10 protein-coding genes are annotated in these 14,790 nt (G+C 60.6%); 2 read left to right on the forward strand and 8 right to left on the reverse strand.

The genetic code is table 11. The annotated features are described in order from the left end of the window. Positions 1-191: 191 nt before the first annotated feature. The 5 genes from BPHYT_RS32670 to BPHYT_RS32690 form a co-directional block, all read right to left on the reverse strand. The gene (locus BPHYT_RS32670; RefSeq protein WP_012428399.1) at positions 192-1,004 is read right to left on the reverse strand and encodes an HpcH/HpaI aldolase/citrate lyase family protein; all 813 of its coding nucleotides are present in this window, start codon (positions 1,002-1,004) and stop codon (positions 192-194) included. Then, complete coding sequence (locus tag BPHYT_RS32675; protein ID WP_012428400.1) at positions 1,001-2,389, reverse strand: MmgE/PrpD family protein; 1,389 nt, start codon at positions 2,387-2,389, stop codon at positions 1,001-1,003. The genes BPHYT_RS32670 and BPHYT_RS32675 overlap by 4 nt, the downstream gene beginning before the upstream one ends. Positions 2,390-2,460: 71 nt before the next feature. After that, on the reverse strand, positions 2,461-3,639 hold the full coding sequence (locus BPHYT_RS32680) for a CaiB/BaiF CoA transferase family protein (RefSeq protein ID WP_012428401.1): 1,179 nt from the start codon (positions 3,637-3,639) through the stop codon (positions 2,461-2,463). A 17-nt stretch (positions 3,640-3,656) separates the two neighbouring features. Next, the gene (locus BPHYT_RS32685; protein WP_012428402.1) at positions 3,657-4,820 is read right to left on the reverse strand and encodes an acyl-CoA dehydrogenase family protein; all 1,164 of its coding nucleotides are present in this window, start codon (positions 4,818-4,820) and stop codon (positions 3,657-3,659) included. A 40-nt stretch (positions 4,821-4,860) separates the two neighbouring features. Then, a complete protein-coding gene (locus BPHYT_RS32690) occupies positions 4,861-5,703 on the reverse strand; it encodes an FAS1-like dehydratase domain-containing protein (RefSeq protein ID WP_012428403.1) in 843 nt (280 codons plus the stop codon). 291 nt (positions 5,704-5,994) lie between these two features. Between BPHYT_RS32690 and BPHYT_RS32695 the strand changes: the two genes are divergently transcribed. Beyond that, positions 5,995-6,798: a 2OG-Fe(II) oxygenase gene (locus tag BPHYT_RS32695; protein ID WP_012428404.1), complete on the forward strand. Its 804-nt coding sequence runs from the start codon at positions 5,995-5,997 to the stop codon at positions 6,796-6,798. Between the two features lie 329 nt (positions 6,799-7,127). Further along, positions 7,128-9,044, forward strand: a complete 1,917-nt coding sequence (locus tag BPHYT_RS32700) for an FUSC family protein (RefSeq protein ID WP_012428405.1) — start codon at positions 7,128-7,130, stop codon at positions 9,042-9,044. Between the two features lie 267 nt (positions 9,045-9,311). Here BPHYT_RS32700 and BPHYT_RS32710 read toward each other — a convergent pair whose 3' ends face one another. The 3 genes from BPHYT_RS32710 to BPHYT_RS32715 are packed head-to-tail and all read right to left on the reverse strand — an operon-like array spanning position 9,312 to position 14,465. After that, the gene (locus tag BPHYT_RS32710; RefSeq protein ID WP_148225176.1) at positions 9,312-10,277 is read right to left on the reverse strand and encodes a hypothetical protein; all 966 of its coding nucleotides are present in this window, start codon (positions 10,275-10,277) and stop codon (positions 9,312-9,314) included. A gap of 3 nt (positions 10,278-10,280) precedes the next feature. Further along, positions 10,281-11,687: a hypothetical protein gene (locus tag BPHYT_RS38475; protein ID WP_012428407.1), complete on the reverse strand. Its 1,407-nt coding sequence runs from the start codon at positions 11,685-11,687 to the stop codon at positions 10,281-10,283. A gap of 3 nt (positions 11,688-11,690) precedes the next feature. Next, a complete protein-coding gene (locus BPHYT_RS32715) occupies positions 11,691-14,465 on the reverse strand; it encodes a type VI secretion system Vgr family protein (RefSeq protein ID WP_012428408.1) in 2,775 nt (924 codons plus the stop codon). Between the last annotated feature and the right edge of the window lie 325 nt (positions 14,466-14,790).

Consider the following 14,790-nt stretch of genomic DNA (forward strand, 5'->3'; position numbering starts at 1 on the left):
GATGCATGGCTATCTTTTATGGCGACAGCTCGTTGCATGATGTTGAGTACGCGGCGCGAAAGCGTCCCCCCGCGTGAGGGCAAGTTTGCGTCACGCTGCGCCTTCAGGGTATTGGCATTATTGGAAGCCGATGTTTCGTCGCGGTTAATGGACGGCGCGCGACATCGCGCCGGCGATGCGCTCGCCGCAGCCTAGGCGCCCGCAAGAATCCTTCGCGCCTTCAGGATCACCGGCATATCGACCATCTTGCCGTCCACCGCCACCGCCGCGCCGTGGCTCGTTTCCACTGCGGCCAGGACACGTTGCGCCCATGCCTTGTCCGCGTCGCTCCACGCGTACGCGCGGTGCACCGCATCGATCTGCTTCGGATGAATGCACAGCTTGCCGCCGAAGCCGAAACGCCGGCCGAGGCGCGCGTCGGCTTCGATGGCGTCCGTGTCGGTGATGGTGGTCGACACGCCGTCCACCGGCGCGCCGATTCCGGCAAGCCGCGACGCCAGCACGATCTGCGAGCGGAACAGATACAGTTCCTCGCCGTCGCCGTCGATACCGAGATCGATCTGAAAATCCAGCGTGCCGAACACGATGCGCTGCACGCGCGGCGCGGCGCACAAGACCGCGAGGCTCGCAAACCCACGCGCGGTTTCAATGATCGGCAATATGCTTAAAGCGGCATGCGCCGTCGCCAGCACGGCCTCGATCTGTTCACGCGTCTCCGCTTTAGGCAACACGATCCCTGCGACACCCGGCTGTCCGGACAGCGCGGCGACATCCTCGTTGAACCAGGGCGTGTCCGAACCGTTGATGCGCACCCACGCGGGCCGTGATGCTTCGCTCGATACAGCGGCGAGCACCGCCGCGCGCGCCGCCGGTTTTTCAGCGGGCTGCACGGCATCTTCGAGATCGAGAATCACCGCGTCCGCGCCAGCTGCGTGCGCTTTTTCGAAGCGCTCAGGGCGGTTGCCCGGCACAAACAGATAGGAGCGCGGCAGTGCGGCGCTCATGCGGCCCCCATCGCGTTGGACTCTGCTTCAAAAACCGATCCGACCTGCGCCTGCTCCGCGATTTGCCACGCGTTGCCGAGCAATCGCGCGGCCTCGCCTTCGGTGGCCGCGCCCGAAAATGCCGCCAGCCGACGCAGCTTGGTTGCAATCTCATCGCGCGACAGCGTATTGCCCGGGTCGCCTTTCGGTTCGTCCACGCGGCCCTTGAACGTGCGGCCGTCGGTAGTCGTGACCGTCACCTTGCCGATCCAGCGCGCGGGATAAACGGCGTCCACTTCGGCGTCGAAAGCCATCTCGACGTTGTCGCGGAAGGCGGCGATCGTATCCGCGTCGAAACCCTGCTCGAATTCGCTCACGCCCGCATAGCCGTGATGCGCGACGAGTCCGAGCACCGTGCCCATGTTGAACTTCGCCTGATGAACGGTGCGCGGCGTGACGACCGCGCCGAGCACATCGAGCGCGCCTTGATGGACGTGCGCGACGACCTTCGCGATATCGCGCGGCGCGAGACGGTGTTCCTGTACGACGGCGAGCAACGCGTCGGCGGCGGGATGCGTGTGACGGCACGCCGCGTGATACTTGAACGACGTCTCCGCCGTCGCCCACCGATTGCCCAGGCGGTCGACGAGGCGCGCGGGATCCGCGTCACTCGACATGCCCGCGGCCATGCCTTGCGCGCCTTCCAGAATATGCGTCGCGCCCTTGAAGCCATCGGCGGCGAGTTGCGCGGCCATTAGTCCGTTGGCCGCCGCCATGGCCGTGTGCAGTTGCTTCGAGTCGGCGGCATCGCGCAGAAACTCCCACAGTCCGCTTGCCTGCGTGCCCGCCGAGCCGAACGCGTCGAGCATCTGCGCCGGCGACAAGCCGAGCAGCCGCCCCGCTGTGGCGGCCGCCGCCACCGTGCCCGCCGTACCCGTGGTGTGAAACACCTTGTAGTGCGAGCGCCCCAAAAATTCGCCGATGCGGATGCCCACTTCATAGCCCGCGACCGCCGCCGCGATCAGCTCCCGCCCGGACTTGCGATGCGCCTGCGCCAACGCAAGCGCCACCGGAAACACGACCGTCGCGGGATGAAACACCGAGCCGTTGTGCACGTCGTCCTGTTCGGCGAAGTGCGACGCCGCGCCGTTGATCATCGCGGCGAAATACGGCGTGGTGCGACTGCGGTCGATCAACACTTCGCACGCGCCGTCGTTCGATGCGCCGCCGGCCTGGCGGGCAAAGCGCGCGATCGTCTCGACCGGCCGCGCACCTTTGCCCGCCAGCGCCGAGCCGAGCCAGTCGACGTAAAGGTTGACGGTGCGCTCCACCACCGCGTGCGGAATGCTGTCGAAGTCGAGTTGAGCGGCGAAGGTGGCAAGCGTCAGACTGGGATGGTCGTTCATGTTGAGGTCGCTTCGTATTCGTTCAGGTCGCCGGCGTGGCGTCGCTCACGCGCCGGCGAAGCTAAAAACATTCAGATCGTGCCGGCGGCTCGCAGCGCGTCGATCCGCGCGCTGTCGTAGCCGAGTTCGCGCAAAATCGCGTCGGTATGCTCGCCGAGCGCGGGCACCGGATCCATGCGCGGGTCGACATCGGTCGGCAAACCCGGCGGCAATAACGCGGGCACCACGCCCGCAGGCGTGCCGACTTCATGCCAGCGCTCGCGCGCCTGCAATTGCGGATGCGCCCACACATCGCCGAGCGAGTTCATTTGCGCGTTGGCGATGCCGGCATTATCCAGCCGTTCGATGACCTGCGCCGCACTCAGCTTCGCAAAAGCCGCGACGATCACCTCGCGCAACGCGTCGCGCGCCGACGTGCGTTTCGAGTTCGAGTTGAAACGCTCGTCGGTGGCGAGTTCCGGCTGCATCAACACGCGTTCACAAAAGAGCTTCCATTCGCGCTCGTTCTGCAGACCGAGCATCACCGTCTTGCCGTCGCCCGCGGGAAACGGGCCGTACGGATAGATCGTGGCGTGCGCCGCGCCGGAGAGCGCGGGCGGCGTTTGACCGTCGATCGCGTAATAGAGCGGATAACCCATCCACTCGACCATGCTCTCCAGCATCGATACGTCGATGCGGCAGCCGCGCCCCGTGCGCCCACGCAACAGCAGCGCGCTCAGAATGTTCGAGTACGCGTACATGCCCGCCGCAATATCCGCAATCGAGCATCCCGCCTTGGCCGGCTCGCCCGGCGAGCCGGTGATCGACAGAAAACCGGATTCGCTCTGGATCAGCAGGTCGTAGGCTTTCTTGTCGCGATACGGGCCGTCGGAACCATAGCCCGAAATATCGCAGACGATCAGCTTCGGATACTTCTTGCTCAGCGTGTCGTAACCGAGACCGAGCCGGTCCGCGGCGCCGGGGGCGAGATTCTGCACCAGTACGTCCGCGCCGGCGACCAGGGCGTCGAGAATCTCCGCTGCGGCAGGCTGTTTCAGATCGAGCGCAAGGCTTTCCTTCGAACGATTGGTCCAAACGAAATGCGACGACAGTCCATGCACGCGCTCGTCGTAGCCGCGCGCAAAGTCGCCGACACCAGGCCGCTCGATCTTGATCACCCGCGCGCCCAGATCCGCGAGTTGACGGGTACAGAACGGCGCCGCGATTGCGTGTTCGAGCGTGACGACCTTGATACCGTCGAGTGGTCTCATGTTGTTGGCGCCCGGAGTCAGAACGAACGCGGCAGCCCGAGAATATGCTCGGCCACGTACGAAAGAATCAGATTGGTGGAAATCGGCGCGACCTGGTAAAGACGCGTCTCACGGAATTTGCGTTCGACGTCGTACTCGCAGGCAAAGCCGAAGCCGCCGTGGAATTGCAGACACGCGTTGGCCGCTTCCCAGGACGCGTCAGCCGCGAGCAGCTTCGCCATGTTCGCCTGAGCGCCGCACGGTTGATGCGCATCGAAACGGCGCGCCGCCTCGAAGCGCATGAGGCTGGCCGCCTCGACATTGACGAACGAGCGCGCGATCGGAAACTGCACGCCCTGGTTCTGACCGATCGGACGGCCGAATACGACGCGCTCTTTCGCGTATTCGGTGACCTTGTCGACGAACCAGTAACCATCGCCGATACATTCGGCGGCGATCAGCGTGCGCTCCGCATTCAAGCCGTCGAGGATGTATTTGAAGCCCTGTCCTTCTTCACCGATCAGATTCTCGGCCGGGATTTCGAGGTTGTCGAAGAAGAGTTCGTTGGTTTCGTGATTGACCATGTTCAGAATCGGCTGCACGGTCATGCCGTGACCGATCGCTTCGCGCAAATCGACGATAAAGATCGACATGCCCTCCGATTTCTTCTTCACGTCCGCAAGCGGCGTGGTGCGCGCGAGCAGGATCATCAGATCCGAATGCTGCACGCGCGAGATCCACACCTTCTGTCCGTTGATCACATAGCGGTCGCCGCGGCGCTCGGCGGTGGTCTTGATCTTCGTGGTGTCCGTGCCGGTGGACGGCTCGGTCACGCCCATGGATTGCAGACGCAAGTCGCCGCACGCGATCTTCGGCAGGTACTTTTGCTTCTGCTCTTCGGAACCGTGGCGCAACAGCGTGCCCATGTTGTACATCTGGCCGTGGCACGCGCCCGAGTTGCCGCCGGCACGATTGATTTCTTCCATGATGACCGACGCTTCGGTCAGCCCCAGCCCCGAGCCGCCGAAGTCCTGCGGAATCAGCGCGGCCAGCCAGCCGGCTTTGGTTAGCGCGTCGACGAACTCTTCAGGGTAGCCGCGCGCTTCGTCGATCTTGCGAAAGTATTCGCCGGAAAATTGCTGGCACAAATCGCGGACGGCTTCGCGAATGTCCTGAAAGGAATCCTGCTGCGTGGTTTGCATAATCGAATCTCTTGGAGTTCAGGCGAAGCTCAGTCGAAGTTCAGGCAATAGCGGCCGTGGCGCGCATGGTCAGATAGCCTTCGTGGTCTTTGGCCCACAACTCGATGATCTTGCCGTCGGCGGATGGCTTGCCGCATACCGTGAAAGCATGGCCGGCGAAGGTCGGACGTACCGCCTTGAAAGCGAAACTTTGCAGCGTGGCTTGCGGTTGTTCGCGGCGCACCAGGTCGACAAGCAAAGTCGCGATCAACGGACCGTGGACGATCAGGCCCGGATAACCTTCGACTTCCGTGACGTAGGGATAGTCGTAATGAATGCGGTGGCCGTTGAAGGTCAGTGCCGAGTAACGGAACAGCATGACTGCGTCGGCGTCGATCGTGCGGCGCCACGTTTCGCCTTTTGGGGCGAGCTGCGGCTGCGGTGGACGGGCGCCGTCCTGCGGCGCGCCGCGATAGACGATGTCGTGCTCCTCTTCGAGCTTCAGTTCGCCGCCGGCTTCAATGGTGTGCTGCACCGTGACGAACACGAGACGGCCGGACCGGCCGGTCTTGTCTTCGATATTGGCGATCGTCGAAGTACGCGTGGCACGCTCGCCCACCTTCAGCGGCGTGTGAAAAGTCAGGCGGCCGCCGGCCCACATGCGGCGCGGCAGCGGCACGGGCGGCAGGAAACCGCCGCGTTTCGGATGGCCGTCCGGGCCGACTTCGGACATCGGCGCAACCGGCAGAAAGTACAGCCAATGCCACAGCGGCGGCACGCTGTCGCCGCTTTCTTCGCGATCGAGCGTAGCGGCCATCGCCTTTAGTGGAAAGGCGGTGATGTCGTCCTTAAGCACCTCCTGCTTGTCGAGCCAGTCGTCGAGTTTCTGCGGGGAAGCAGACATGGGCACAGTCTCCGGATACGCGTATTTGGCTTAATAGGGTCTTACTATGAACGAGGCAGCATGTCCTGCGAAGTTTGCATTTTCGAAGCGGGCGTTTGGATTTGCTTAAGGCTCGCTGGAACGCCGTGTGGTGGGGCGCCGCCACCGGATCGGTCTGAACATCATGCGCTTATTGTCGAGACACGGGCGGTGAACGGCACGGAATTGGAAAGCAAGAGTCGGGGTGCGCGGCGTCACGCCCGTCCTTACACTCGATCATCGTTCTGGTGATCGCTTGATTGGAGAGGGTTTATGGATACGGTTGCGAAAGATATGCAGTCGCGCTCGCTGGAATTAACGCTGGACTTGAAAGCTGGCGCAGGACAGAAGCCAGAAGCGGGCAGGGGTGGCTCGCACGCGCAGCGTATCGGTGCGATCGACTGGTTCGATGTCGAAGCAGAGTTGAATGCTTACGGCTGCGCGATGCTGCGCAATCTGCTCAGCTCGGAGGAATGCGATGCGCTGACCGCGCTCTATCCGCGCGATGCGTTGTTTCGTAGCCGCGTCGTCATGGCGCGACACGGTTTTGGCCGCGGCGAATACAAGTACTTTGCTTATCCGCTGCCGCCGTTGATCGCCGATTTGCGCTGCGCGCTTTATCCGCGTCTCGCGCCGGTGGCGAATCGCTGGAACGAGGCGATGGGGATCGGCGTTCGATATCCGGCCGCGCACGCGGAATTTATCGAGCGTTGTCACGCCGCCGGTCAGACGCGCCCTACACCGCTAATGCTTCAATACGCACCCGACGACTACAACTGCCTGCATCAGGATCTCTACGGCGAACACGTCTTCCCGCTGCAGGTCGCGATTCTGCTGTCCGAACCCGGCGTGGACTTCACCGGTGGCGAATTCGTCATGACGGAGCAGCGGCCGCGCATGCAGTCGCGTACGGAAGTGGTGCCGCTCCGCAAGGGCGATGCGGTGGTGTTCGCGGTCCATCACCGGCCGGTTCAGGGGACGCGTGGTCCGTATCGGGTGAATCTGCGGCATGGCGTGAGCCGCTTGCGCTCAGGCCAACGGCATACGCTTGGGGTGATTTTCCACGATGCGACCTGAGGCTGGCGCGTATGGCTTGCCTCGGTTTGACGTGCGCCACGTGCTGCTGAACTACTGAACTGCTGCGCTGCGGCAAAAATTGGACAGGCGCAATTTTGACCCGGTATCATTCGGGAAAACCCGAACCCGCTGGATGCGCTGCACCACCCTTTGCAGCGCATTCGGCGTGTCTGTTCGAGCGTTATCGCCCGTCGACGGACGGGGTTGTCGGCCGGCGATCCCGGCGTGGCGGCCCAGTTCGACGATACGAAGGTGGCGGGCCTACGCGCCCGCCCTGCCGCAATCGGCCAAAAGCCGGTGGCGGTTAATTTGCCTGGACATCATTGATCATGATTGCTGCCGCGTTATCGCGCGTCGCCGACCGCCTTCTAGCTGCGGACCCGGGACTCGTGCGCCTCCATACCGCGCTGCGCGTCGCGCTCGCCTGCCTGCTCACCGGCCTGGCCAGTATCGCGTGGACCGTTTCCCAAGATCAGTCCATTACGCTCGCGGCACCCGGCATCCTCTTTGCGATGGTCGCGCCGTTGTTCGTGCGCGATGCACGGCGGACTGCCTGGTTCGGCACGCTCTTCTATCTTTATCTTTGCGCTTGCGTGTGCTTTGCCATGGCGAGCGTGTTGAGCCGTTATCCGCTGGCCGGCGATGCGGGCTTCCTGGTGGTGATGTTCGTCGGCATGCTGTGCCAGGCATGCGGACCGCGCGCATTGGGCTGCGCGATGCTGGGCGTCGTGTGTTTTTATCTCGGCCTCTATCTTCATCCTTCGACGGCGCATGTCGTGCAGTCGCTTCTGCTGTCCGCGTTCGGCCCCTTGATGGTCGTGCTGGTGGGCCGCGTGATCGTGCCGATGCGAGTCGCGGCAAGTTTTCGCCTCGCCGTTCATACGGTGACGCTGCGCGCGTCGCGTGTGCTTCACGCTCCGGTTGCCGCGCATCTCTCCGCGTTGAACGAAGCTGCGCTCTCGCTCGAAGAACAGTTGGCGCTGCTGAATCCGTCGAATGCGGAGACGATTCGTGAGCGGATCGTCGAAGTGGAAGTGGCGGCTGGGCAGTACGCGTTTGCATCCGGACCCGCGGATGATGCTGTCAAGGCGCGTGGCGATGTATTACGTCACGCGATTGCGCGGCTCAAGGAGATTGCGCAGCGAAGCGCCACGCGACGCGATTCGTCCGCACTAACGGGCGCTTTCGTTACGCTGACCGCGCCGCAGCGCTTCGCCGATTTGCGCAGCAAACTCTGCTGGCTCCCCGCCACGCGCGCCACGACCGCTGCATTGCTAGCGATGCTGATCGGCCATTCGCTTTCGCCGGAGCGTTGGTTCTGGGCGGTCATTACGACGTTCGTCGTGTTTCTCGGCACGCGGTCGCGCGCGGATACGGTGTATCGCGGCGCGCAGCGCCTCGTGGGGACGCTCGCCGGCGCGCTCGTCAGCGTATTGCTGGTCGCGCCGCTGCATGACTCGCCGGTATTGCTGGTGATCGCGATGGTGTTGTGCGTGTTCGGCTGGGCTTACTACATCTTGAGCGCGTATGCGCCGGGGGTGTTTTTTATCACCGTGCTCGTCGGCCTGGTCTACGGCGAGTTGGGGTTCGCGATGGGGCCGCTGGTCGAACTGCGAATCGAAGAAGTGCTGGTGGGTTGCCTTGTGTCTTTCGCCGTCGCCATACTCATGATGCCGCTTGCAGCGACGCGGCATGTCGAGGCGAGACTTGCGGCGGTGCTGGGCGCGCTACGCGACGTGGTGCGGCTCTCCGGGGCAGGTCCGCAAGCTGCTGAAGCGGTTGTGGCGATGCGTAAGCTCGATCGCAGTTGGCATGATCTGCGGATCGCGCTGCGGCCACTGCAGACGCAACGCGTGGTGGTGTGGAACCCGGATGTCGAGCTGGCGACCGGGTCGCTGCTATGTTGCCTGCATTGGGCGCGCGTGCTGAATGGGCCCGCGCGACGCGACGGGTTGCAGGACGCGGTGGCGCTTAACGCGGCAGAGGTGGGTGCGGCGCATGTCGAGTCGATCGTGGCGCGGCTTGATACTTTGATTGCGCGTTATGGCGGCGGTGTGGGGGGCGCTGCGCGCAATGAATCGGATGAACGTGGACCGATGATGCCCGCCATTGCTTTCGATGTGAACAGGGCACCGGCACTTGCGCAATTGGATGGCGCTGTCGCGCAGTTGTTCGATCGGTTGATGCAGCCGGTTTCGGATACGCGGCGGGTTTTCAATTGGGAGGTGCGGGGAAGGGGTGTGTAGAGGGTGTGGAAGAGCAGTTTCGTAATGCCTGGTGGCTGAACCAGTGCAGTGGGTCTGCGGCCGTGAAGTGTATCGAAGCGCGGGATCGCCTATGCAATCCACAGGGGCAATAGCCGGATGGTGTCCGGGTTCATTACGTATCACGTCCTGTCGGCTATGCCACACGGTCGCCCTTGCGGGCGCGGTGTCCGCCGTAGCGCATCGTGTCAGAGGCGGTGACGACTTCGCCGCCATGTTCGGTGGTGTCGTTGAGGCGGATAAGGTCGATCATTGGGATGTTCCATGAGTTTCGATAACCCGCGGTTTTCCTGACGGCCCCCAAATGCTCTGCCCGACATGCAGCAGTTTCATGAGCATGCCGGATGCACAATCTGCCATGCACATAGCTCTGCCTTTACTCACTTTTCCGTCATGCGTGAGCGGAAAGTCTGAGTAAATCAATGGCTTCACAGGACTTGCCCCGTCTATCTCCACATTCGTGGATGGCATGGGGACGTTTTGCTCAATCGTGTTCGCATTGGTAATGTTGATCCACGAATACTTCTTCATCTCAATCGTGCCCGGCAATTTGTAAGCCTCGCCACTTGAATGAACGCAATCGGTCACATACTTGAATATTCGCGGGTGCGTGTCAGTGGCAAGATAACATTTGCCCATAAAACCATAGAACCGATAACCTGTACGCAACCCTGTGTCGAGACGCACCTCAAAATTATTTTTGTCAATAACCACATAATTTTTGACAAAATTATCTTTTAAATATGGCAGAAATGAATAATCAATCGCATCGTCTTCCGGCGACAAAGTGTTCGATGCTATATCAAACCTTGCCCTGAACGGTGGCGGACCTTTCCACAAGTCCATGTCATCCAAGGAAATAAGGTCATCCTTTTTAACTACGTCCCCGGTGTGCAGATCGCGATAAATTGTCTGCTGCGAAGATGCATGAATAAAGTTTTTGCACAGCGAAGGGGGAGGGAATACATATCCATTATCGCTGACGCCTTGCCCTTCCTCGATAAGCCTATCTCCAATAGCGTAACCTGCAAACATTTGCCCAACCTGCCTCCTTAAAAACAGGTCGCATCGCGGTTTTAGCAGAGCATCATAGTGAACAACGACCCCATTTTTTATAGCTTGTTCGTTCGGAAACGCGTCTGCGCTGCGCAAAAGAAAAGCGACGGCGAGGATAAAAATAATTAAATTTAATTTCGATTTTTGTTCTGGAAACACGCTTTACCTCGCAGCCGTAACATGCATGTGTGTGTCATGTGGCTCTACCCAATGAACCCAAGGAGTGAAAACTTGTGTAGCAGCAATCTGAGCATCGTGCGTCAATTCCGTATACAACGCCCCCAGCTTCCGTCCTCCGACGGTACTTGGAAATGGATGATTTCTATCCTGTGCCCCTTGATTGCGGATCGCGACGTGAATACTTTCGGCGTCGTCATCGAAGCGTGTCACATCAATACCGATTCCCATTTTGTGAAGCGACGATCCCAGCATCGGCCGCCACGAGCTAGATAAATACAATGTATCGATATGCAGACGCCATGCCGCTCGAAGAACAGCAGCGAATGCTCTCGGTGAGGTTCGGCATAGTGCCTGTTGAATAGTGGTTCGCGCACTAGAATTTATAGCATTAGCAAACGCTCTCACTCCGAAATTTACCGTAATTCCTAGCTCTGGAATTGCTACATTGAACGCATTCATCGAGCGAGAATCGTGGCCAGCCGCATAAATAGGCGCTAGGACGACAGACCAATCGACATGTAATTGTTCATCCGTAGCACCAGGAGTGCCGGTCTGCGCCGTCGGCGAACTTATGCCTGGACTGCTCGCGCCAGACTGAAATCCAACCGCCGCCGCTGATGTTTGCGCACTGGTAGATGGTAAAGACAAGATGCCGTTAGCAGCACCGGATTGCGACGCCGCAGTAGAGGTCAAGCTAGTGCGAGAAATTATACCTGCGGGACATAAACGAAGAATATCGGCCGCCGTGAACTCGTGGCTTATGCGTAGCCAAAGGTCCCCGTCCAGATATCCGTAGTATTCGTTCTGAACATCAGGTTTCGCAACAAGAGAGTTATCAGTTGGAACTTGCCCCAACGCATTTAACTGAGCAAATTCACTTTTCACGTCTGCTCTCACTTCATAAATATGCACTTTGCTATGGGCCGCATCGGGTACCGACCATGAAAACAATTTGAAATTTCTATGATCCGCGTACGCGTCGTTGGCAATGTGCAGCGCAATGCGCCGTGTTTCATCCGGGATGTGCATCGCGGGCAAACTGTGCTTCCAGCGCTTCCCGTCATGTAATGCATTATTTTCGAGAGCTACGCGCGCAGGAAAGGATTGCGTTCCTCCGTTAGCGGCCTGAACCGGAAATAAAACTTTCTCTGTGTCCGCATCGATCAGAACGTATGGAAGCGTCGTAAGATATGACGCCGAGTCGGTTACCGCTCGATGTGCGACATCTGTACTGCCAAACACGTTAGCAAACGGAGTGTTATGCGCATCGTCCACGGGCGCGCAATAAATAATAAAACTGACTACGCGATCGGTAACCGTCACGTCATACGTTGGCATGTCCTGGGCGGTTGCCATGATTGCGGATGAAGTCTGAGGGGTAGCTGGCATTAGTTACTCGTATTTTGAAGGTTTAACGTCGCAGCAGTTGTCCTTCGCGCCCTCTTCATCTGCATCGTCCATTTCGTGAGCGGGATACACGGCGACATCCTGGGGGCTTGCCGTCCAGACCCGCTCTGTATGTCCATGCTCATCTGTGCGCCCAAACCAGGTCGGGCCGTTTTCCGTCTTGATCTGATAGGGGTAGTTAGGCAACGGGTTGCCGCTACGGTCGCGGACAACAAATTGCGCACTGTGGATCTTGTCTCCCGGGAGATCAGGCACACGCACGCGCTGTGTATCCGGCCCTGGCACGTCCCAGGTGGCACCTCTCTCCAGAATTGCCCCCGGCGACCCGTTGATGATCCCGCTACCGTCGATCTGGATGTACGACCCGCCTGCACCGAGCCAGATTTCCTTTGCCGCCGTCAGCACGATCCTGCCATCGGTGCTGCTGATCGTAAGGTCATTGAGTGCCGCCAGCGCCATCTGGTCGCTTTGCGCCTGGATGTCCACCTTGCCCTTCGCCGCGATTAGTTTCAGCCCAAGCTGGTAGGCAAACAGGCTGATCGCACCGCGCACCGACGCAAACAGCGAGCGCCCCGACGACACACTCACGTCCCGCCCTGCTGTAATCGCGTGATCCTTCACGCTCGCCATGTGCGTGCTGTCTGCCGCAGTTGTCGCAATCCCCGCCGCACTCGCCAGCACCACGTCCGGCCGCGTCATTTCGGGCGATGGATTCTCCTCCGTCTTCTGTCCACCCCGGATTGCTTCGTTCTGCGCTTTGATCATGCTCGTGGCATCGCCCTGGCTAGCGTCCATCGTCTGCGCGTTGTGCTGAATCGCCAGCCGTGACAGGTCCTCATGCTGCTGCCGCGCCTGCGTGAGCCGCGCCACTGTCTCGCCCATATCCTTTACGGGAGCGCTAGCGCCCACACGCGCCTCGGAGGTAAGCAGCACGCCCTGGTTGCCCCGGCCTACAAGGTGCGCATCGGTGGCAATCTCGATCCCTTCACCCCGCGCCTCGGTGCGCCCCTTCGTGCCATCAATGCGCGTGTTGAAGCCCGCTACAAACCGCGAATTCGCCTGGTCGCTTGCGAGCTGCGCCTGCATCTTGCCGGGTGTATCGTCCAACGCGAGATGATTGGAGCGCAGACCATACCCAAGACTCTTGCTGCGCATGCCGCTCAACGCAGCATTGGCCGGCAGTTCCCACGGCGGCATGTTGAACTTGTCCACCACGAATCCGGCGACGACAGGCCGGTCCGGGTCACCGTGCACGTGCGACACCAGCACCATCTGACCCGCGCGACCGGGTGCAACCACGCCCAGCTCGCCACCCTGCCATTGCGTCATGACGCGCACCCAGATCGAAGTCGCGCCATCGAGATTCGCCTGCCGGTCCCAGTCGAACTGGATGCGCAGCCGGTTGCGGTAGTCGATGTACATTTCCTTGTCCTGCGGCGCGACCACCACGGCATATTCATAGCCGTCGATGCGCGGCCGGGGCGTGACTTGGGGCAGCCGGAAATACTCGTTGGCCGGTTGCAGTTCAAACTCCGTGTTGACCGTGTACTGACGCGTCGGACCCGACGACGTGCCGACTTCAGTCATGTCCAGATCGCAACTCAGAACGATGTATTCACAGTTCGCGCGCTCCTGCGGATAGCCCGCAAGCGTGAACGTGCGCCCCGGCTGAAGTGCCTGGAGACGGCCTCTACCGGTTGCGCGCAAACTTTGGCAGCGCCGCGACTGGAGTTTGACCCGCGCAAGGTGCTGGCCTTCACCCCGCTCGTCGTTCGCATCGGCTGCCGTGCGCCGCGCCTCGGGCTGGGCGAAGTCGGCAGGTTCGTAGATTTCGATGTCCCGGCTCGCTGTACCGCGCGTATCCTCACAGGTCTCGCGATTCGGTACGAGACTCTTTGCGAGGCGCGGCTCCGCGTAGTTATGGTCGTTGACCGTGGCCTTGCCGGGTGTCAGCGTGTACGCGATCGACAGTTCGCTGATGTGTTCCTCATCAATGCGGCTTCCGGTGTGATAGCGAAGCGTTTCATAGGCTACGCCATGTGGACGGAAACCACTCAGCAGGTCAGAGATGACAAGGGAGTGAAAGTCGTCACGGTGTTCGAACCAGTAGAAGAGTCCGAACTCTTCCATTAAAAAAGACGCGAATTGCCAGTCCGGCTCCCATGCCTGCCGGATCATGTCGCGCGGTGGATAGCCCTTGCCGGGCCACATTCCGCCAATGCGCCACTCGACGGTGCCCACATAGGGCTGCAGCACTTCTTCAAGCACCTCGATTACGGTACCGTGGAAGATGCGCGAATCGCAATTCAGCGTTGCACGCCACACGAACGGGCGCAATACGAACTCGAAAACCGCCGCGCGATCCTCAACGCACCGGATGCGCGCTGAAACGATTTCCCCATTAATATAGCGCGTATCGGCGCCGACATTCGCGCGCCCCGTGTCGCCTTTCGCGCCGGCTCGAAAGGTGCCGATGCCAGCGACCTGGATCGCGACAGTGCCCGATGTACCGACGATGGCCGCCAGATCGAGTTGCGCGACGCTCTCCGGGTCCTGCAGGAAGTCCGGGTTTTCGACCTCTGTTTCCACGACGTATTCGAACAGCTCGCCCACGGCTTCGCGTCCCCGGAGACGACGAACGGTGAGCATCGGCTCCCTGATTTCGATGCATTGGCGGCTGCGGTAATCGACGCCGATGATTTCGGGAAGCGCGGCACCACTGAACGTGAGGGTGCGCGTCTGGGCAGTCCACCGGGTCATGCGTGCCTCGCGTCAGCGGGCCAGGAAACAGTGGGAAGCGGTTTGGACAACCATTGCGTCCGCGCATCGCCGGTAACTTCCGGCGTACGCGGTTGGATCAGCCACGACATTGTTTGTCCCTCGGAAAGTTATGGTTCCAAGCCTTATCGAGCACAGGTACTACGGAATCCTACAAAATATCCAGAGATGCATTCCATGTTCGCGGTGTCGGCTTGCCTATGCATTATCAAATCGGCTCAAGCCGGTGTACAGCTAAAAACAGTCACAGATTCGTAAAACAAAATCCAGATAGGTATTACGCATAGCCAGGCAACGGCACGATTGA

This window comes from Paraburkholderia phytofirmans PsJN, from assembly GCF_000020125.1.
Classification (GTDB): domain Bacteria; phylum Pseudomonadota; class Gammaproteobacteria; order Burkholderiales; family Burkholderiaceae; genus Paraburkholderia; species Paraburkholderia phytofirmans.

Coding starts and splice junctions, on each gene's coding strand:
- BPHYT_RS38475 (WP_012428407.1), bottom strand. CDS start 11,687: ATGCCAGCTACCCCTCAGACTTCATCCGCAATCATGGCAACCGCCCAG.
- BPHYT_RS32715 (WP_012428408.1), bottom strand. CDS start 14,465: ATGACCCGGTGGACTGCCCAGACGCGCACCCTCACGTTCAGTGGTGCC.
- BPHYT_RS32670 (WP_012428399.1), bottom strand. CDS start 1,004: ATGAGCGCCGCACTGCCGCGCTCCTATCTGTTTGTGCCGGGCAACCGC.
- BPHYT_RS32675 (WP_012428400.1), bottom strand. CDS start 2,389: ATGAACGACCATCCCAGTCTGACGCTTGCCACCTTCGCCGCTCAACTC.
- BPHYT_RS32685 (WP_012428402.1), bottom strand. CDS start 4,820: ATGCAAACCACGCAGCAGGATTCCTTTCAGGACATTCGCGAAGCCGTC.
- BPHYT_RS32680 (WP_012428401.1), bottom strand. CDS start 3,639: ATGAGACCACTCGACGGTATCAAGGTCGTCACGCTCGAACACGCAATC.
- BPHYT_RS32695 (WP_012428404.1), top strand. CDS start 5,995: ATGGATACGGTTGCGAAAGATATGCAGTCGCGCTCGCTGGAATTAACG.
- BPHYT_RS32700 (WP_012428405.1), top strand. CDS start 7,128: ATGATTGCTGCCGCGTTATCGCGCGTCGCCGACCGCCTTCTAGCTGCG.
- BPHYT_RS32690 (WP_012428403.1), bottom strand. CDS start 5,703: ATGTCTGCTTCCCCGCAGAAACTCGACGACTGGCTCGACAAGCAGGAG.